Here is an 18855-nt window from a genome sequence, read left to right as displayed (position 1 = left end):
CCGGACCTGGTCAGCGCCGTCACCGATGCCGTGCTGGACGAGATCGCCGCCTGGCAGAGCCGGCCGCTGGAGCCGGTCTGCTCGGTGGTGTTCTTCGATGCGCTGCGGGTGAAGATCCGGGACGGCGAGCAGGAACGTCGCGCCAGTGGCGCGGCGTAAGCCCGCGCAGCCCTGGTCCGCAACAAGGCGGTGCACATCGCACTCGGGGTTCGCGCCGACGGCGGCAAGGAGATCCTGGGGCTATGGCTGGAGCAGAATGAGGGCGCGAAGTTCTGGCTGCGGGTGATGAACGAGTTGCGCGGCCGCGGCCTCGAGGATCTGCTGTTGGCCGTGGTGGACGGGCTGAAGGGCTTCCCCGAGGCCATCCTGGCGGTGTTCCCGGAAGCCATGGTGCAGACCTGCATCGTCCACCTCTTGCGGCAGAGCCTGGACTTCGTCGCCCACAAGGACCGCAAGACGGTGGCCGCGGCGCTGAAGGCGATCGACCAGGCGGTGGATGCCGCCGCCGCCGAGGCGGCCCTGGCCGCCTTTGAGGCTGGCACATGGGGCCAGAAATACCCGGCCATTGGCCAGAGCTGGCGCCGTGCCTGGGGCGAGGTGGTGCCCTTCTATGCCTTCAGCGTTGAAATCAGGCGCCTTCTCTACACCACCAATGCCATCGAGGCGCTGAACGCGAAGCTGCGCCGGGCGGTCCGGGCCAGGGGGCATTTCCCCACCGACGACGCGGCCCTGAAGCTCCTCTTTCTGGTCTTGAACCGGGCGGAGAAGGAGTGGACCATGCCGCCGCGGGAGTGGTCCATCGCCAAGGCCCAGTTCGTCGTCCTGTTCGGCGAGCGTTTCACCCGCGCCATGGCCTGAGCGTGTTCAACCGCTCCGCCACACACGAAATTCCTGACAGTCCCGCCGGCGCCCGGTCCGGCGGGCTGAGATACAGCCCGACGATGTCGCGCACCTTCTCGACGAACAACGGATCATTGGAGAGCTTGAAGGTCTCGCTCCGGTGCGGTTGCAGGCCGAAGGCGCGCCAGATGCGGTGGAGGGCGCGTAGCCGACCGCCTTGGCCATCGAGCGCAGCGACCAGCGCGTGGATCCGGGCGGGGTCGCCTCCAGCGTCAGGCGAATGATGTCGGCGATCGCGTCATCGCCGATCCGGTGCGGTGTACCTGGCCTCGGCTCGTCCAGCAGCCCATCCAGCCGATGCGCGGCGAAGCGCCGCCGCCACTTCGAAACCGTGTTGGCGTCCGCACCGACCTCAGCGCAGATCGCCTTGTTCTCCAGCCCGGCCGCCTATTGCGGCACCGTCGGCCTGAAGCCGACCTATGGGCTGGTCAGCCGGCGCGGCGTCTTTCCGCTTTCCTACACGCTGGACCATTGCGGGCCGCTCACCGCCAGCGTGGAGGATGCAGCGATCGCCACACAGCTCATCGCCGGCTATGACCCCGCCGACCCGGCCAGCGTCGATCGCCCCGTGCCGGACCTCCGCGCCCGGCTGGAGGAGGGTGTCGCCGGCCTGCGCATCGGCCTGCCGCGCAACCTCTACCGCAAGGCCGAAGGGCTGACGCCGGCGACCAGCGCCGCGCTGGAGCGGCTGGCCGAGGCGCTGGCCGCGCAGGGCGCCACCGTCGAGGAGGTGACGCTGCCGGACTACGACCTGTTCAGCGCCTGCGGCCGCATCATCATGACCGCCGAGGCCTATGCGATCCACGAGGCCGACCTGCGCAACCGGCCGCTGGATTACGGCGCCATCTTCCTGGCGCGCGTCGCCACCGGCGCGACGATCAGCGCGGCGGACTACATCCAGGCGCAGCGGCTGCGGCGCGAACTCTCGGAGGCGGTGAACCGTGAGGCGCTGAAGCGGCACGACCTGCTGCTGACCGCCATGGCCCTGGGCCCGGCGCCGCGCTTCGACGCGTATCCGCCGGACCGGGCGGGGCCGATGAACATCCAGTCCATCCCCTTCAACGTCACCGGCAACCCGGCGCTCTCCCTGCCCGTGGGCCTCAGCGAGGAGGGCCTGCCGCTTTCGGCGCAGCTCGTCGCGCGGCCCTTCGAGGAGGCGCTGCTGCTGCGCACCGGGCGCGCGGTGGAGAAGATCACCGAGGGGTGGGGGGTGGCGCGGACGCCGCCGCTGGCGCTGGAAGCCGCCTGACGCCGCCGGGGCTTCCGGGGGGCAGCCCCCGCCTCCCGGGGGCCGGCCCAGCGAGGGGCGCGGCCAGCAGGAAGGCCGGGGCCGGCCCGCGCTTCAGCCGGGAAGCAGGCCGCGGAGTTCGTGCCGCAGGCTGGTCGGGCGCTCGGGGTCCACGAGGTCCGACTCCGCGATGATCTCCTCGTCGGCCGTGAGGGGACGCGGGTGCAGCGGGAGCAGCCGCTTCGGCCCGGCGTCCAGCGCGGCGATGGCGCCGATCAGCGAGCCGCCGGCTGCTTCCAGCGCCGCCGCGACCGCCTCCGCGCTCTGCCCGAGGTGCTCGGCCAGCAGGTCGTCCCGCTGCCGGGCGATGAGGGCCCGCGCCTGGGCCGGATCGGTGCAGGCCGCCGCCTCGATGGCGACGTCGCATTCCGTGTCGTAGCCGAGCGAGCGGTTGTTCAGGTTGGCCGAGCCGATCTTCAGCAGCATGTCGTCCACGCAGAGGATCTTGGCGTGCACGTAGATCGGCTGGCCGGCCGCGTTGACGGGGTGGAAGATGCGGAAGCGGCCATGCCGGTCGGCCCGCTGCACCAGGCGGAGCAGCCGGCTGCGCGCCGAGTCCATGGCCTTGGCCTCCAGCCAGCCATCGGCCGTGTCGGGATTGATGATGACCACCTCCGGCCCGTCCGGCTCCCGCAGCCGGGCGGCGATCGCTTCGGCGATGCGGCGCGAGGCGAAATACTGGCTCTCGATGTAGAGCGTGCGGCGTGCGGCGGCGATGGCGCGGAAGGTCAGCGCCTCCACCTCGCAGACCTGCGGGTAGTCCTTGTAGGCGCCGATGGTGCGGGCGATGCCCACCTGCGCGTCGAGGAAATCCGGCACCAGCCCGTCCGGCCAGGGATCGCTGCCGGGGGGCGGGGCGTCGAGCCGCTCCCCGGTGGCGCGGTGCCAGCGCTCGCGCGCCAGCTCGGCCAGGCGGCGGGCGAGCGGGCCGTCGGCGCAGGTGGTGGCGTCGTGCCAGGGGCCGAGCGGGCTGCCGCGCGGGCTGGTGCGGCCTGCGCAGTCCGCGCGGTGCGCACGCGTGTCCCAGCGGCCGACCGTCATGTCGATGCCGCCACAGAAGGCCAGCGCATCGTCGATGATCATCAGCTTCATGTGGTGCGCGGCGCCGGCGGGGTGGGCGCCGTCCAGCTTCAGCCGGATCTTGCGGCCGACGAGCCAGTTCAGCAGGAAGAAGGGGGTCTCGCCCCGGCCGAGGGTGCGCAGGAAACCGAGGTCCCATTTCAGGATGCGCACCTGCAGGTCGGGCCGCTCGCGGGCGATCCAGTTCAGGAAGCGGCCGATGCGGTTGGGGCCGGGCAGGGTCTGCCGCTCCGGCTCCATCGCCACGCGGGCGTCGAAGTCCCAGCCGATCAGCAGCACGTGGTGGCGTGCCTTCAGAATCGCCGCCTTGGCGGCGCGGAAATAGTCCGCCCCGTCGATGATCACCGCGAAGCGGTTGGTGCGTTCGAGGGCCCAGCAGGTCTCTCCGGGCACGAGCAGGCTTGCCGCGGCCTGCGCGCCGGTGCCACGCCCTTCCGGCAGGCGGACGGGTGTCGGGCGATGGGTGGTGCCGGACGGACCGGTGTGCATGAGCATCCTTGGGCCCCCTTTCAGCCGGCTCAACGCGAAGCCAAGGCTTGCGTTCTGCGGCAGCCTGAAAAATTTGGATGACCTCGCGGACATGAAGAAAGATGGGGGGCCGGGGGAATTCTTTCCCCCGGCCGTTTCTCTCCCGGTGGCCCGCTCAGTCCCGCGCCAGGGCGAACTGCACCAGCAGCGGGAAATCCGGCCCCCGTTTCAGCGCCTTGGGAGGCGGATCGTTGCCGAGGTCGCGCGGGCGCCACTCCCGGCAGTGAAGCAGCCGCAGGCCGAGCGTGGCGAAGCTGTTGAGATAATCCGCGAAGCTGTGCGGGAGGCTGGGCATCCGCACCTCCCCGGCCGCGTCGTGGAAATGGGCACCGATGCCCCCCAGCGTCATGAAGGGATGAATCTCGATGACGGCCAGCCGCCCGCCGGGCCGCAGCACGCGCCGCGCTTCGGCCAAAGGCGGCGCCAGGGCGGCGACATGCTCCAGGGAAAGGCAGAACAGCGCGAGGTCGGCCATCCTGTCCGCGAGCGGCAGGGGCGCCGCCATGTCCTGCTGCCAGAGCTGCAGTGCCGGGTCGCGCGCCCGGGCCTGCGCGAGCATTCCCGCCGAGAGGTCGCAGCCACGCAGGCTGCGGGCACCGTGCCGGCGCAGCAGGGAGAGATTCTGCCCGGTGCCGCAGCCGAACTCGACCACATCGAGGCCGCTGGCCTCCGCCGCCAGCCCGGCCATGGCGCGGCGGGCCGCGAAGACCAGCGGATTGTCGTCGCGGTCATAGGTGGCAGCCCAGCGGTCATAGGCGTCGGAGACCGGGAGGAAGGTGCTGGAATCGCTCATGGCACGGCATCCCGTTGCTGGGACCGTGACGCCGCGCGCGTCATCCATGCCGCACGGGGGCGGGTCACGGGTCGAGAGGGGGGGAAAGGCTGCTGGCGGCTGGACATGCTTGACCCTGGCGGAAGCCCGTCCCGCGCGGGGCAAGTCGTTTTCCGGCCTCGTGCCGTTCAGCTCCGCCAGAGCGGAGGCAGCCTAATGCGTCCCGCGGCGCGAGGGCAACCACCGCGTCCCGGGGCGTCGCACCAAGGATGGGGGCGGGGGCATTCAATGCGCCGGCGAGGAGAACCAAGAGGGGCGCCGCCCCTCCTGGCCCTGGACGGAGGTGCCCTCCTACTCCGCCGCAAGGGGCGGCGCCTCGGCGGCCGGCTCCGGAATCCGGGCGCCGAGCCGGGCATAGACTTCGCCCAGCCGCTTCTCATAGGCCTCGCCGCTGAACAGGGCAGCACGCCTCGGCCCGGCATCCGACAGCCAGCCGCGCAACTCGGCGTTGGAATCGAGCGCCCGGATGCCCTCGGCGATGGCACGGACGTCGTAGGGGTCCACGGTGAGGGCGCTGTCGCCCACCACCTCAGGCAGCGAGGAGGTGTTGGTGGTCAGCACCGGGGTGCCGAGCTTCATCGCCTCCAGCGGCGGCAGGCCGAAGCCCTCATAGAGCGATGGGAAGAGCGCCGCCTTGGCACCGCGGATCAGCGAAACCAGCAGGCGGAAGGGCGCGTAGTCCAGCAGGATGATCTTGCGCCGCGTGCGGAGGATGCTGCCCTCCTGCACCTGATAGCGGATGTGGTCGTCGAACAGGAGGCGCAGCTCCTCCTCGCTCTTCCAGGCCTGCTTGCCGACGATCACCAGCGGCAGCTCGGAGCCGGAGGCGAGGAAGGCCTCGATCATGCGGCCGACGTTCTTCTTCGGCTCGATGGCGCCGAAGAACAGGAAGTAGCCCTTCCAGTCCAGGCCGAAGCTGCCGCGGATCTCGTCGCGCGCCTCGGCCTCGGGCTTGTCGGTGAACTTCCGCGGCAGCTCGACGGACTGGTAGGTGTTGGTGACCTTCTCCGGGTCGGCGCCGAGCAGGTTGATGATGTCGCGCCGGGAGGCCTCGCTGACGGTGACGATATGGTCCGCCTTGCGCACCAGCATGCGGTTGAGGCGGAAATAGCGGCGCTTGTGGTCCAGCGTGGTGAAGGGCAGGCGCAGCGGCACCAGGTCGTGCAGGCAGTAGACGTTCTTGGCGCCCACCACCTGCATCGGCAGCGGATAGGTCCAGTGCATGATCTCGGGCGGGCGCGGCATCCGCACGCGCAGCCGGTTCTTGAACAGCTTGAAGTGGTTGACGGCCTGGACGAAGCCGTTCTCGACGTTCCAGAGATGGTCGAAATGCGGCAGCCGGCTCTCGAAGGTGGTGGCCACAACGCGGCCGGTGACGGGCACGCCGGTGGCGTATTCGCCGAAGGGGCCGAGCACGGTGCGCCGCGCGTTGCGCAGCCAGCGCAGCAGCGCCGGCGCCTCGCCGACCCGGTTGTCGAAGAAGGCGATCTCGCGGATCAGGTCGTTGCGGCTCGGGCTGGCGCGGGTGCCGTAGAGCACGCCGACCTCCGCGCCCATGGCGCCGAGGCGGAAGCTCAGGTTGCGGGCATAGGTGGCAACCCCGGTGCCCTGGTCGAGCGCGAGATTGTAGCCATCGAGATAGATGCGGGGCTGCATGGGTTGAATTTAGCCGAGTCACGCTTCGCAGAGGAAGCGAAAGCGCCGTCCCCCCACTCTTGACCCGGCGGCCACCGGAGGCCGTAAGACGGAGGCGGTCAGAAGGGGCAGGACATGGACGAGGACGCGGAGCGGCAGGCGGAAGCACTGCGCCGGCAGGCCGACAGCCTGCGGGACCGCGGCGCATGGCCGGCGGCGGCGGCGGCCTACGCCGCCTTCCTGCGGCTGCGTCCGGATGATGCGGGCATGCAGGTGCAGCAGGCGCATTGCCTGAAGGAAGCCGGGCAGGTGGCGCAGGCCCTCGCCCTCTACCGCTCCGCCGCGCGGCTGCGCCCGGAGGATGCCGACATCCCGCTGCAGATCGGCCATGCCGAGAAGCTCCGGGGCGAGCGGGAGGCGGCGCGGGAGGCCTATGCGCAGGCCCTCGCGCTGGACCCGGCGGCGCAGGCGCCCTGGGTGGAATGGCTGGCGCTGGTGGCGCACGAGCCGCGCCGCGCCGCCTCGCCCGCGGGCGGGATCGTGCTGGACCTGACCGACCTCGCCAACTGGATCCATCACGGCCACCGGGTGCCCAGCGGCATCCAGCGGGTGCAGCTCGGGGTCGCGCTGGCAGCGCTGGCCGGGCCGCAGCCGCCGCGCCTCTGCGCCATGCCGCCGGAGGCCGATGGCTGGCGCGACCTGCCACCTGCCCTGTTGCACCGGCTGGCCCACCTGATGGCAAGCGGCACCGAGACCGACGCCCCGGCCTGGCAGGAGGCTGCCGGGCTGCTGGGCACGCTGCTTGGCCAGGCCCCGCCGCTCCGCTTCGCTCCGGGGGCGGTGCTGGTGGCGCTGGGTGGCACCTGGGGCATGCCCGGCTTCCTCGCCACGCTGCGCGAGGCTCGCGCGCGGGATGGGCTGCGGCACGTGCCGCTGCTGCATGACTGCGTGCCGCTGCTGCTGCCCGAGCAGTGCCAGGAGAGTACGGTACAGGGCTATGCCCGCTGGTTCGCCAATCTGGCGCTGCATGCCGAGGGGGTGCTGACGGTCTCCCGCTCCACCCGCGACGACATGCGGCGCCTGCATGCCGCGATGCTGCCGGAACTGCCGGTGCCGCCGGCCGCGGTCGTGCGGATGGATGCCGCCCCCCGCCCCCTGCCGCCCGGCCGGGCCTCCGAGCATCCCCTGCTGCGCAGCCGCACGCCCTTCGTGCTGTTCGTCTCCACCATCGAGGGGCGCAAGGATCACCGGCTGGTGTTCAGCGCCTGGCTGGCGCTGCTGCGCCGGCTGGGGGCGCGCCAGGTGCCGCTTCTGGTCTGCGTCGGCCAGCCGGGCTGGCGGGCGGAAGCGGCGCTCGCGCTGCTGGAGCAGGCGCCGGAACTGCGCGGCAAGGTGCACATGCTGGAGGACGTGGCCGACCCGCTGCTCGCGGCGCTCTACGGCAGGAGCCTGTTCACCCTCTACAACAGCCTGCACGAGGGCTGGGGCCTGCCGGTGACCGAGAGCCTGGCCCATGGCCGGGCGGTGCTGGCGCCGGGCCACTCCGCCCTGCTCGAATCCGGCCAGGGCGCCGCCGTGTTCTTCGCGGCGGGCAATGAGCCGGACTTGGTCGAGAAGCTGACGCAGCTGATCACCGATCCCGCCTTCCGCGCCGAGGCCGAGGCACGGGCCGCCGCCGTTCGGCTGCGCAGCTGGGGTGCGGTCGCGGCGCAGCTGCTGGCCGAGGCGGAGCGGCTGGCCCTGCCTGCCGCGGACGGGCCGCCACGCCTGCCGCTGGCGGCCGGCTGCCTGCACCCGCTGCGCCGCCTTGCCGCAAGCCGCCCCAGCCTGGCCATGGCGGTGGCGGAAACCGTGCGCGAGGGGGAAGGCTGGTATCCGCTGGAGGACTGGGGCTGCTGGACCCGTCCCGGCACCGCCTTCCTCACCCTTCCCCTCGGCACCGGGCATGGCGGCGCGCTGCGCCTGGAGCTGGAACTGGAGGGTGCCGAGGTGGAGCAGCCGGTGGAGTTGCAGGCGTTGCGCAACGGCGTGCCGGCGGGGCCGCCCTTGTCGGTGATCGTACCGCCCCGCAGGCGCTTCCCGGCGGGGGTGGATGTGCCACCCGGCGGCGAGGCACTACAGGTGGAGATCCTGTGCCGGGAGCCGGGGCAGGATGCGGCGGGGCGCCCGGTCGGCATTGGTGTGCGGGCGTTCGGCTTCACCCGGCTGGAGGAGCCCGCCGAGCGGCTGGCCCTGCTGGAGGCACGCCACTTCGTCGCGGCCACCCCGCTGCGCGAAACATGATGTGAAGCGGGGGGAATGAATTCCCCCCCTGACCCCTTCTTTTTTCTGCCAGTTCCCGCGCTGGCGGAAAGGGGCCGCCAAGACTGATGAAAAGAAGATGGGGGTGCGGGGGAATTCCTTCCCCCGCCCTTTTCTTCCGCGGATTACTGAAAGACCCGCACCGAGAGTGCCGACTGATAGATAAGCTGCAGCAGGTCGCGCGTGATCTGGAAGCTCTTGGCGCCGAGTTGCGGCAGGACGATCAGTTCGTCACCCGGACGCGGCCCCTCACGCGGGTCGAGGATGATCTGGCCGCTGGCGCGCCGGATCATGACGCCGCCGCTGTCGCCACGCTGGGTGTAGCCGCCGGCCTTCTCGACATACTGGTCGATCGTCATCTTGGGCTGCCACAGCACGGCCTGCGGCGTGATCACCTCGCCCGCCACCAGCACGGTGTCGGAGCGCTCGGGGATCACGATGGTGTCGCCATCCTCCAGCCGGACGGGCGAGCAGCGGCCGCCACTGTCCACCACCACCAGGCGGCCCTCCGGCTGGATGCGCCGGCCGCGCTGGATGTAGTTGGAGACGAGCTGCGCCTCCTGGGTGCGGATATCGGCCACGCCGGTGGTCGCCGAGGTGGCGGTGAAGAGCTGCCGCTCCAGCCGGTCCAACGCCTCGTTGATCGCGCGGCGCTGCTGCGCGGCGAGGCGCTTGCGCAGCAGGTAGACCGACTGGGTGTCGGCCAGCACGGGATCGACGGCGATATGGTCGAGCAGCTGGCAGAGGGTGATGTCGCGGTCGGCCACCAGCACCGAAGGGCCGATCCGGCTGCCCTCGACGAAGACGCGCACGGTGGGCGCCGGGGCATCGGTGATGAAGGTGACGACGTCCTGGTCCAGCAGGGACTGCTTGCGCAGCTGTGCCACGTCCACGTAGCGCGACCAGGGCTGGCCATTGCGCGTGCCGCGGATGACGGCATTGGTGGCCGAGGGCAGCGGCCCGGCGAGGTCCACCAGCTCGCTGCCGCTCATCGCGCGGCCGCCCACCTCGAAGAGGAAGTTGTTGCGCACGGCGCCATCGGCCGAGATCGTCGCGCCCTGCTTGCCGACGACGATGGTGTCGCCCTCCTGCAGGATCAGCTTCGGCAGCTGGCCGCGCAGCAGGAAGGGGTAGAGGTCGATCCGCACCACCGCCTTGCCGCCGCGGTTGACCACGATGTCGCGGTAGGAGCCGCGCACCGGGTCCACGCCGCCGGCGCGCAGCAGGAAGTCGAGCACCGTCTCGGAGCCCGAGCCCATGTGCCGGCCCGGGATCTTCACGAAGCCGGTGACGTAGACGCCGATCTGGCTGGCCGAGAGCAGCACGGCATAGACCTGCACCTGCTGGGTGTAGACCCGCCGCACTTCCCCCTCGATGGTGCGCTGCAGGTCGCCGGCGCGCACGCCGCCCAGACGCAGCGGGCCGATGGAGGGCAGGAACAGGTTGCCCTCCGGGTCGATCGCGCCGACCACCTCGGATTCCACCGGCCCCCAGACGCGCACGCTGACGCGGTCGCCCGGGCCGAGGCGATAGTTGGGATTGGTGCTTTCCGAGGGCGAGGGCGCACCGCGGTTGAACAGCGCGGCGCCGAACACCGTGCGGCTCGGCCCCGCGGGACGCAGCGGATCGGCCAGCGGGCCTTCCACGGTGGCGCCCGCCTCGGCCTCGGTGGTGCTGCCGGCGCGATTGACGATGTTGCTCTCCGGCAGGAGCTGCGGCACCTGCTGCGGCTGCCCCATGAGGGCGGGGACCGGCGCCGTCAGGTTCTGGCTCCATGCCGGCACCCCGCTGACTGCCAGCAGGACCAGGGCGGCGGAGAGCAGCGCACGACTAGAGGGCATGTTCACGAATTCCTGCAACCAGCATCCAGCCAATGCCGTAAAGGGCCGAAAGCACCACGAAGACGCTCAGCACGATCAGCCCGGCGCGGGGATAGAGGGGGTATTCGGCGAGGTTCGGCTCCACCACGCGCGAGAGGAAGAGCTGCTGCCGCTGCGCATCGAGCCGTGCCGTCTCCAGCGAGGCCGTGGCGGAGGCGAGCTGCTTGTCCGCGAATTCTCGCTCCAGCTGCAGCCGCTCATAGCTGGCGAGCTGCCCGGGCAGCGCCTCGCTCCCCTGCGTCATGCGCTGGCGCTGGGCCGCGATCTCGGACTGCAGCGAGCTGATGCGGTTCTTCAGGCTGGCGATATGCGGGTTGTCCGGCCGCATGAAGGCCGACTTCTCCTGCAGCTCGGCGCGGGCAGCGGTCAGCGCGCTTTCCAGCGCGCCGAGCCCTTCCAGGCCGATGGCGGCGCTGCGGGTCGGGTCCACCGCCTGCTCCCGCTGCCGCCACGCCGTGAGTGCCGCCTGCGAAGCCAGTACGCGCTGCTCGGCGCGCTCCAGCTCCTCGCGCGCCACGCGCAGCGTCTCCTCGCGGGCACGGGCGGAGAGCTGGTTGATGAAGGCCTCGGCCAGCCGGAGCTGCTCCTCGGCGATCAGCCTCGCATCCCCGGGCCGGAAGGCGCGCGAGCGCAGGGTGGTGATGCCGGAGGTGGAGTCGTTCTTCACCGTCGTCATGCTGAGATGGTAGAATTCGAGGAATTCGAGCGGCGGGTCGGCGATCCACAGGCGCGACAGGATGTCGGCCTCCGGGCGGCGGTAGAGGCCGGTCAGGTCGATGTTCCTCTGCAAAGCGGAGAGCGCATCGTGCGACTGCAGGTAGTCGCGGACGGCCAGCGATTCCTCGTTCGACTGCTTGAAGCCTGCGGCGCCGATCATCTGGCCAAGGGCGGTGGAAGGACCGCCCTCCTGCCGGCCGCGCACCAGGAAGCGCGCCTCCGAGACATACTGCCCCGCCGCGAAGAGGTAGAGATAGGCTGCGGTCAGCAGGGTGGGCAGCACCACGAGCAGCAGATAGAAGCGGCGCCGCCACAGGGCGCGTGCCAGCGGCGAGCGGCGCCGCCTGCCGGCGGAAGCGCTCGTGGGGATGCCGGCGAGGCCTGCGTCAGAGGCCCTGGTAGGCGGCGATAGCTTCATCGACGTCCTCGTAGAATTCCAGCATGCCATTCCGCAGGATCGCGGCCGTGTCACAGTAGCGCTTCACGTGCGAGGCATTGTGCGAGATCATGATCATCGCGGCGTCCTGGCGCCGTATTTCGAACACTTCGAGGCATTTGTTGGCGAAGCGGGCGTCGCCCGCCGAGAGGGCCTCGTCCACCAGGTAGCACTCGAAGTCCACCGCGAAGGACAGCGCCATCAGCAGGCGCGAGCGCATGCCGGAGGAGTAGCTCTTCACCGGCTCATGGAAGTAGGGGCCGAGCTCGGAGAAGTCGGCGACGAACTCCTCCGTGCGCTGGAGCGGCATGCCATAGAGCCGTGCGATGAAGCGCGCATTGGCGATGCCGGTCAGGCTGGTGTGGATACCATAGCCGCCGCCGAGCGGCCAGGAGATCGACATGCTGCGGCGGATGTAGCCGCGCGTCGGCGCCTCGACGCCCGCCAGCACGCGCAGGAGGGTGGACTTGCCCGCGCCGTTGCGGCCGAGGATGCCGACATGCTGGCCCCGCCGGAACGAGGCGTGGATGCCGCGCAGCACCTCCTTGTGGCCCTGGCGGCTCTCGAACACCTTCCAGACGTTGTGCAGTTCGAGCATGGCGGCTCAGTCGGACATGCTCAGGCGCGACCGGGCCACCCGCAGCCCGGCCATTCCCAGGAGGTTCAGCAGCACGATCCACAGCAGCACGTAGCTGATGTCGTAGTAGGGCGTGACGCGGTCCCCGAACTGCGCCCAGCGGTTCATCTCGTGCACATGCACGAGGGGGTTCCAAAGCAGCAGCTCGCGCGTCTCCTGCGGCATCATGTCGAGCATGAAGAAGGCGGCGGAGATCGGCAGCATCAGATAGGTGAAGGGATGCACCAGGTGTTCGATCCACTCCCAGACCACCTGCGCGGAGCCCAGCACCATGGCGAGCCCGTTTGCCAGCAGCGCGCTGAGTGCCAGGCCGAAGACGAACAGCGCCGGCGCATGCGGCGGCTCGCCGAGGAAGAGGGTGGCGATCACCATGTAGAGCGCGATGACGGTGGCGCAGACCATCATCTCCATCAGGTTGCGCGCCACCATCACGTCCAGCAGCGTGATGCGCCTGTGGTGCAGCAGCGAGATGTTGGCCTGGATGCCGCTCGATCCCCGGTTCACGATGGAGCGGAACATCATGAAGGGGACATAGCTCAGCGCGTAGAACAGGAAGACCGGCAGCCCGTTCGGCAGCTCCGAGCGGGTCGCCCAGTGCAGCAGCGAGATCATGCTGGACAGGATGATCGGCTCCGCCATCAGCCACAGGATGCCGAGCCGGCTGCGGCCGACGCGCGTCAGCATCTCGCGGATGAACAGCGCGCTGATGACGCCAGCCTGCGCCGCCGCAGGGCTCATCTGCTCGCGGCGGGGCACATCGCCGATCACGGCCGGCCCACCGCTCCCCCGCGCAGCAGCGGCCGCGCCGCCGCCCAGCCCGTGGGCTCCCCGCAATAGAGCGCGGCGCGCGGTGCGGTGCCCGTGCCGACGGCCAGTTCGCGGCAGGGATGGCCGCTTGCCGCGAAGTAGTCGCGCACCAGCCGCACCGGGACGGGCGCGGCGCCGGGTGTCGGCGCAAGGACGGCCTGCTGCCCAGGCTGGGCCTGCGCCGCGAAGGCTGCCAGCGGGTCGGCTGGGCGAGCGGGCGGCAGCGCGGCCGTGGAGGGGCTCGCCTCCGAACCTGTTCCGCCCAGGCGGGGAAGGCTGCCGCAGCCGGCCAGCAGCGAAGCCAGAAGCAGCAGCCCGGCCAGCGGCATCCGGGCGGCGAAGGGGAAAAGGCCGAGTTTCAGCTTCCCGATCACGCAGGCTTGCACACGGTATTGCATGGGCGGAACCTAACCCACTGCAACCCGGCTGGCAAAACATCCCGTGATCGCGCAGTTGAAATATCATTAAAGATGACTTTCACGTCTTGCGAGACCTTGTCGGGCTGCGACATTGCCTTTCCCGGGGCAGCGCCATGCGACATGTCGCGGCTGATGGCATTCTGGCCCGAGCACCGGCTTGTTTCGCCCGGGCGCGCGGCGCTTTGGGTCCTGCCGGAGGCCACTCCGGCCCCCCGGCGGGCGCCGCCGATTCTGCGCTACGCGCCGGGCCCGCTGCGCTCTCCCCACTTCGACGGACGGCACGCGCCGGTGGCGCTGCTGGTGCGCGAGGCCGTGTCGCCGCCAATGGATGCCGTGGCACTGGACCGCGCCCGGGCGGTGGCGGCGCGCATCGCCGCCGAGCGGCTGGGCGGCGAGCCCGGCCTGCCCGATCCGGGCGCGGAAGGGCTGGGACTGCCAGCCCGTGCCGCCCTGCTGGTGCTCGACCCCTGCGACCCCGCCGGTGCCCCTGCCGCCCGTGCGGCGCTGGCGCATGCGCTGGCCACCGCGCGGGGCCGGCCGGTGCTGCTGGCGCGCGACCCGGCCGCCCCGCGGGAGGCGCCGCCTCAGCTGGTCCCACCCGCCGGGGCGCGGGCGCTGGCGCCCCGCCTCGCGCCCTGGACGCTGCTCGACCTCGCCGCCGAGCTTCATGGCGCCTCGCCCGAGATGGCGCTCCTTGCCGCCGCGGCCGGGGTGCCGGTCGGCGGCGCGGTGCTGGACCCCGCGCCCGGCTGGGCCGCGGTGATCGCCGCCACCCGCTGCGCCGATCCCTTCCTGCATCGCCCCTGGCGCCTTGAGCAGGCGCTCGACCAGCTGGCCGCCTGGCAGGCGACGCAGCGGGAGAACCGGCGTGTCGCGGTCTGCCTGGGCATCGCCACCTGGAAGCGCCGGCGCGTGGCGGCGCTTTTCGCCCATGCCGAGGGCGCGCCGGGCTTCGTCCGCCGGCCGGGGCAGGCCATCGCGGCGGCGAAGCGCCAGGGCGGCGCCGTCGCCGCCTGGGCCGGCGCCATGCCCTCCGGCTTCCGTGAGGCCTGCGCGCGCGCGGGGGTGCCGCTGCTGACCGTGGAGGACGGCTTCGTCCGTTCGCGCGGCCTGGGGGCCCGCTTCCTGCCCGGTGCCGCCTATGCGGTGGATGATCGCGGCGTCTACTACGACCCCGCCCGGCCGAGTGCGCTGGAGCACCTGCTGGCCGCCGCCGACTTCCCGCCCGATCTGCTGGCGCGCGCCGCCGCGCTGCGCCGGGCGATCGTGGCGCGGGGCGTCACCAAGTACAACCTGACCGGCGCCGCCCCGGTGATTGCCGCGCCGCCCGGGCGCCCCCGTCTGCTGGTGCCGGGGCAGGTGGAGGACGATGCCTCGGTGCGACTCGGCGGTGGCGCCATCCAGGGCAACCTGGCGCTGCTCCAGGCGGTGCGCGCCGCGCACCCCGCGGCCTTCCTGATCTACAAGCCCCACCCGGACCTGGAGGCCGGCTTCCGCAAGGGCCGGCTGGAGGCCAGCGCGCTCGAAGCCCTGGCCGACCAGGTGGTGACCGGTGCGCCGCTGACCGCGCTGTTCCCGCAGATGGATGCGGTCCATACCCTGACCTCGCTCTCCGGTTTCGAGGCGCTGCTGCGCGGCGTGCCGGTGGTCACCTGGGGGCAGCCTTTCTATGCGGGCTGGGGCCTGACCGAGGATCGCCACCCGCCACCGCGCCGCGGCCGTACCCTGACGCTGGATGCGCTGGTCGCCGCCGCGCTGATCCTGTTTCCCCGTCAGGTGGACCCGGTGACCGAGCTGCCCTGCCCGCCGGAAGTGATCCTGGAGCGGCTGGACGATCCCTCCGCCTGGAAGCTCTCACCCTTCACCCTGCACCGGGGCTTCGAGGGCTGGCTGCGCGGCACGGTGGCGCGGCTGCGGCGGTGGCGATGAGGCGCGACTTCCACAGCATCGTCATCACCGGGGCCTCGCGCGGGCTGGGCGCGGCGCTGGCGCGGCGCCTTGCGGCGCCGGGCGTGACGCTGGGGCTGATCGGGCGCGACCGTGCGGCGCTGGAGGGGGTGGCGGCCGATTGCGCGGCGCGCGGCGCCCGGCCGCGACTCGGGGTGCAGGATGTTCGCGACGCCGCCGGCATGGCCGCGCTGCTGGGCGCCTGGGATACGGCCCTGCCGGTGGACCTCGCCATCGCCAATGCCGGCATCGCCGCCGGCACCCGGCCCGATGGCGCGCCCGAGGGGCTGGCCGCCGCCCGCGCGCAGGTGGAGGTGAACCTGCTTGGCGCGTTCAACCTGCTGGACCCGCTGCTGCCGGGCATGCGCCGGCGCGGCGCCGGGGCCATCGGGCTGATAACCTCGCTCGCTGCCTTCCGCGGCCTGCCGGACAGTCCGGGCTATTGCGCCAGCAAGGCGGGGCTCTGGGCCTATGGCGAGGCGCTGCGGGCCGGGCTGGCGCCGGAGGGCGTCCGGGTCACCCTGGTCGCGCCGGGCTTTTTCGACAGCGCCATGGGGGCGCGCTGGGTCGGGCCGCGCCCGCTTTCCCTCAGCGCCGAGGCGGCGGCGGCCAAGGTGGAGGGGGCCCTGCGGCGCGGGGCGGCGCAGTGCGTCTTTCCCTGGCCGCTGGGCTGGGCCTTGCGGCTGGCGCCGCTGCTGCCCGCGCGGGCGGTGGACGCGCTGGTGCGGCGGATGGCCTTCCGCGTGCGGGTGGAGTGAGGCGGCGCGTTCATTCCGCCGGCTTCTCCAGCGCCGGCATGCGCCGCAGGAACAGGGCACTGGCCAGGCCGAAGGCGGCGAGCTGCCCGGCTGCGGCGAGAAAGGCCACCGCATAGCTGCCGCTCCAGCCGACCAGCGCGGCGAAGGCGAGCGGCCCGCAGATCGAGCCCAGGAAGCCGAAGAGGCTGGCGGCGGAGGTGACGTCGCTGACCAGCGCCGAGGGAGCAACACGCGCCAGCTCGGCGATATGGACGCCGTTCCAGCCGATGGCGGTGAAGCCCACCAGCGCGGCGCAGCCGTGGAGCGCCCAGGTGCCGGCCCCGCCGGCGGTGATCAGCAGGGCCACCGCGAGCGCCGAGATCACCGCCTGCAGGACGAGGTGGCGCAGGGCGTTGCCCATGCGGTCCGCGATCCAGCCCAGCATCACCCGGCCGACCATGCTGGCGCCCTGCATCACCGCCACGATGCGCCCGGCCTCGGCCAGGGAGGCATGGTGGTCGGTGACCATGTAGGTCGCGATGAAGGCCATCAGGCAGGCCTGCATCACCGAGAAGGAGGCGCCGAGCGCGGTCAGCAGCGGCAGCGCGGGATGCGCGGCCAGGATCCGCACCGAGCGCAGCAGCGCGGCGGGCGCGAAGAGGGCGCGCCCCCAGCCCGGCCGTCCGGCGCCGCGGCCGCTGTCCAGCAGGCGGCGGAAAGGCTGTGCAACCAGTGTGGTGGCGAGGACGACGGCGATCACCGTCCAGAGCGTGGCGGAGAGGCCCAGGCTGACCGCCAGCGGTGCGATGCTCAGCCCGGCCAGCGCACCGCCCAGCGGCACGCCCGCCTGCTTGATGGAGAAGATCAGCGTGCGGTGCCGTGGTGGCGCGGCACGGATCAGGATCTGGCTGCCCGCCGGCGTGTTCGGGCCGGTGCCGAAGCCAATGGCCAGGGCGCCGAGCAGGCTGACCAGCCCCAGCGGCTGCGACAGCAGGAACAGGCCGAGCGCCATGCAGGCCAGCCCGATCTGCAGCGTGCGGATGGCCCCGAAATGCCCGAGCATCGGGCCGCCACAGGCCAGGAACCAGCAGATGCCGGCGGAGAGCAGGGCGGAGACGAAGCCGATGCTCTCCGGCGACAGGCCGGCGCGCGCCATCAGCGGCGGACCCAGCAGCGGGATGGCGATGGAGGCGAAGGAACTCACAGTCTGCACGATCAGCGTCGCGACGAGCGCGCTGGCCCATAAAGGCAGCATCAATCCGGGTTCCGCTTCCTCCGGCGGGGATTTACGCGCCCCGCTCTGCGCCACTGTGGCGGAACCGCGCCGCGGCGCCAAGGCAGCGGGGGAGAATGAATTCTCCCCCGCACCCCCTCTTCTTCTTTTTTGTCAGTCGGCTTGCGCTGGCGGAGCACGTCCGCGCCAGGGCTGGAGCAGCTGCGGCACGGCGGCCGGTCGGGCGCCAGAACCGAAAACTGACAGAAGAAGGAGGGGGGTCTGGGGGGAGTTCACTCCCTCCAGCCTTTTTCAGTCCAGCAGCGTCCGGAACACGGCATGGAGCGCCGCCTTGCGCTCGAAGCCGATGCCCGGCGCATCGGGCATGCGGATGCGGCTGTCCTGCACCGGCGTGTCGTCGGCGAAGCCGCCGAAGGGCGCGAAGACCTCCGGGTAGCTCTCGTTGCCACCAAGGCCGAGGCCCACCGCGATGTTCAGCGCGAACTGGTGGCCGCCATGCGGCACGCAGCGGCGCGGCGACCAGCCGTGCTGGCCGAGCATCTCCAGCGTGCGGAGATATTCGACCAGGCCGTAGGAGAGGGCGGGGTCGAACTGCAGGATGTCGCGGTCCGGCCGCAGCCCGCCATGGCGGATCAGGTTGCGCGCGTCCTGCATGGAGAAGAGGTTCTCGCCGGTGGCGATCGGGCCGCTGTAATGCTCGGCCAGGGCGGCATGGGTGCTGTAGTCCAGCGGGTCCAGCGGCTCCTCGTACCAGCGCAGGCCAAAGGGCGCGAGGGCGGCGGCATAGGCCAGCGCGGCGTGCAGCCCGAAGCGGCCGTTGACGTCCACGCAGAGGCGGGAGCCGTCGCCGCCGAGCAGCTTCAGCACCGCCTCGATGCGGCGGATGTCGTCCGGCAGGGCTTCCTTGACCGGCACGCCGGGGGCGCCGCCGATCTTCATCTTCACCACCGAATAGCCCATGCCGAGATAGCGCTTCATCTCCTCGACGAGCTGATCCACGCCCTTGCCGGGGTAGTAATAGCCGCCGGCGGCGTAGATCCAGGCGCTCTCGTCGGCCTGGCCCTGGCGGTAGCGCTCGGCCAGCAGCTTCCAGAGCGGCACGCCCTCCAGCTTCGCCGCCGCGTCCCACAGCGCCATGTCCAGCACGCCGACGGCGACCGATCGCTCGCCATGCCCGCCGGGCTTCTCGTTGCGCATCATGGCGGACCAGGCGCCGGCCGGGTTCAGCCCGCCCTCGGGCGTGGCGAGCAGGGCCTCGGGCGCCTCCAGCAGGCGCGGGATGAAGCGCTCCTTCAAGAGGCCGGGCTGCGCGTAGCGGCCGTTGGAGTTGAAGCCGAAGCCGGTGGCGCTGCGCCCCTGGCCGTCCTCCACGGTGATGGCGACGATGCTCGCCGTCATCTTGGAGAAGTCGATATAGGCGTTGGCGATGTCGCTGCTGATCGGCGCGACGCCGTCGCGGATGGCGGTGATGCGCATG

The 18855-nt window shown here is 71.8% G+C and carries 14 protein-coding genes and 2 pseudogenes; 5 read left to right on the top strand and 11 right to left on the bottom strand.

Annotation, left to right across the window (positions count from 1 at the left end):
- Positions 1–858: pseudogene (locus QMO56_RS16915) on the top strand (IS256 family transposase); the annotation flags it as partial.
- A gap of 49 nt (positions 859–907) precedes the next feature.
- Here the strand turns inward: QMO56_RS16915 and QMO56_RS16910 are convergent.
- A pseudogene (locus QMO56_RS16910) lies at positions 908–1287 on the bottom strand (helix-turn-helix domain-containing protein); the annotation flags it as partial.
- Between QMO56_RS16910 and QMO56_RS16905 the strand changes: the two are divergent.
- Positions 1232–2149: an amidase gene (locus QMO56_RS16905; protein WP_408906534.1), complete on the top strand. Its 918-nt coding sequence runs from the start codon at positions 1232–1234 to the stop codon at positions 2147–2149. The pseudogene QMO56_RS16910 and the gene QMO56_RS16905 sit on opposite strands and share 56 nt — an antisense overlap.
- Before the next feature lie 93 nt (positions 2150–2242).
- Here the strand turns inward: QMO56_RS16905 and QMO56_RS16900 are convergent, their stop codons facing one another.
- The 3 genes from QMO56_RS16900 to QMO56_RS16890 all read right to left on the bottom strand — a co-directional run bounded on the left by QMO56_RS16900 (position 2243) and on the right by QMO56_RS16890 (position 6284).
- Entirely contained in the window at positions 2243–3757 is a 1515-nt protein-coding gene (locus QMO56_RS16900) for a phospholipase D-like domain-containing protein (RefSeq protein WP_283527571.1), read from the bottom strand.
- Between the two features lie 154 nt (positions 3758–3911).
- The gene (locus QMO56_RS16895; protein WP_283527569.1) at positions 3912–4589 is read right to left on the bottom strand and encodes a class I SAM-dependent methyltransferase; all 678 of its coding nucleotides are present in this window, start codon (positions 4587–4589) and stop codon (positions 3912–3914) included.
- A gap of 330 nt (positions 4590–4919) precedes the next feature.
- The gene (locus tag QMO56_RS16890) at positions 4920–6284 is read right to left on the bottom strand and encodes a glycosyltransferase family 1 protein (protein ID WP_283527567.1); all 1365 of its coding nucleotides are present in this window, start codon (positions 6282–6284) and stop codon (positions 4920–4922) included.
- 114 nt (positions 6285–6398) lie between these two features.
- Between QMO56_RS16890 and QMO56_RS16885 the strand changes: the two genes are divergently transcribed.
- The gene (locus tag QMO56_RS16885) at positions 6399–8546 is read left to right on the top strand and encodes a tetratricopeptide repeat-containing glycosyltransferase family protein (protein ID WP_283527565.1); all 2148 of its coding nucleotides are present in this window, start codon (positions 6399–6401) and stop codon (positions 8544–8546) included.
- A gap of 143 nt (positions 8547–8689) precedes the next feature.
- Here QMO56_RS16885 and QMO56_RS16880 read toward each other — a convergent pair whose 3' ends face one another.
- From QMO56_RS16880 to QMO56_RS16860, 5 genes are read right to left on the bottom strand one after another with little or no spacing between them, the layout of a single operon-like run.
- Entirely contained in the window at positions 8690–10405 is a 1716-nt protein-coding gene (locus tag QMO56_RS16880) for a polysaccharide biosynthesis/export family protein (RefSeq protein WP_283527563.1), read from the bottom strand.
- Complete coding sequence (locus QMO56_RS16875; protein WP_283527562.1) at positions 10395–11579, bottom strand: capsule biosynthesis protein; 1185 nt, start codon at positions 11577–11579, stop codon at positions 10395–10397. The genes QMO56_RS16880 and QMO56_RS16875 overlap by 11 nt, the downstream gene beginning before the upstream one ends.
- Positions 11548–12195 carry an ABC transporter ATP-binding protein gene (locus QMO56_RS16870; protein ID WP_283527560.1) on the bottom strand — a complete coding sequence of 216 codons (648 nt, stop codon included), beginning with the start codon at positions 12193–12195 and terminating at the stop codon, positions 11548–11550. The genes QMO56_RS16875 and QMO56_RS16870 overlap by 32 nt, the downstream gene beginning before the upstream one ends.
- 6 nt (positions 12196–12201) lie before the next feature.
- Positions 12202–13002 (bottom strand): ABC transporter permease, encoded by an 801-nt coding sequence (locus tag QMO56_RS16865; RefSeq protein WP_283527558.1) that lies wholly within the window; start codon positions 13000–13002, stop codon positions 12202–12204.
- Positions 12999–13439, bottom strand: coding sequence for a DVU3141 family protein (locus tag QMO56_RS16860; RefSeq protein ID WP_283527556.1), 441 nt, complete (start codon positions 13437–13439; stop codon positions 12999–13001). The genes QMO56_RS16865 and QMO56_RS16860 overlap by 4 nt, the downstream gene beginning before the upstream one ends.
- Positions 13440–13592: 153 nt before the next feature.
- On the opposite strand from QMO56_RS16860, the gene QMO56_RS16855 reads away from it, so the two are divergent.
- A complete protein-coding gene (locus tag QMO56_RS16855; protein ID WP_283527554.1) occupies positions 13593–15389 on the top strand; it encodes a hypothetical protein in 1797 nt (598 codons plus the stop codon).
- Entirely contained in the window at positions 15386–16165 is a 780-nt protein-coding gene (locus QMO56_RS16850; protein ID WP_283527552.1) for an SDR family oxidoreductase, read from the top strand. The genes QMO56_RS16855 and QMO56_RS16850 overlap by 4 nt, the downstream gene beginning before the upstream one ends.
- A 10-nt stretch (positions 16166–16175) precedes the next feature.
- Here QMO56_RS16850 and QMO56_RS16845 read toward each other — a convergent pair whose 3' ends face one another.
- Both QMO56_RS16845 and QMO56_RS16840 read right to left on the bottom strand, forming a co-directional pair.
- Complete coding sequence (locus QMO56_RS16845; protein ID WP_283527550.1) at positions 16176–17399, bottom strand: MFS transporter; 1224 nt, start codon at positions 17397–17399, stop codon at positions 16176–16178.
- Between the two features lie 270 nt (positions 17400–17669).
- Positions 17670–18854: an enolase C-terminal domain-like protein gene (locus QMO56_RS16840; protein WP_283527548.1), complete on the bottom strand. Its 1185-nt coding sequence runs from the start codon at positions 18852–18854 to the stop codon at positions 17670–17672.
- Position 18855 lies beyond the last annotated feature (1 nt).

Source organism: Roseomonas sp. E05 (assembly GCF_030063475.1).
Lineage (GTDB): Bacteria > Pseudomonadota > Alphaproteobacteria > Acetobacterales > Acetobacteraceae > Pseudoroseomonas.
Note: the sequence above shows the minus strand (reverse complement) of the source record. Positions and strands in the feature narration are given on the sequence as shown.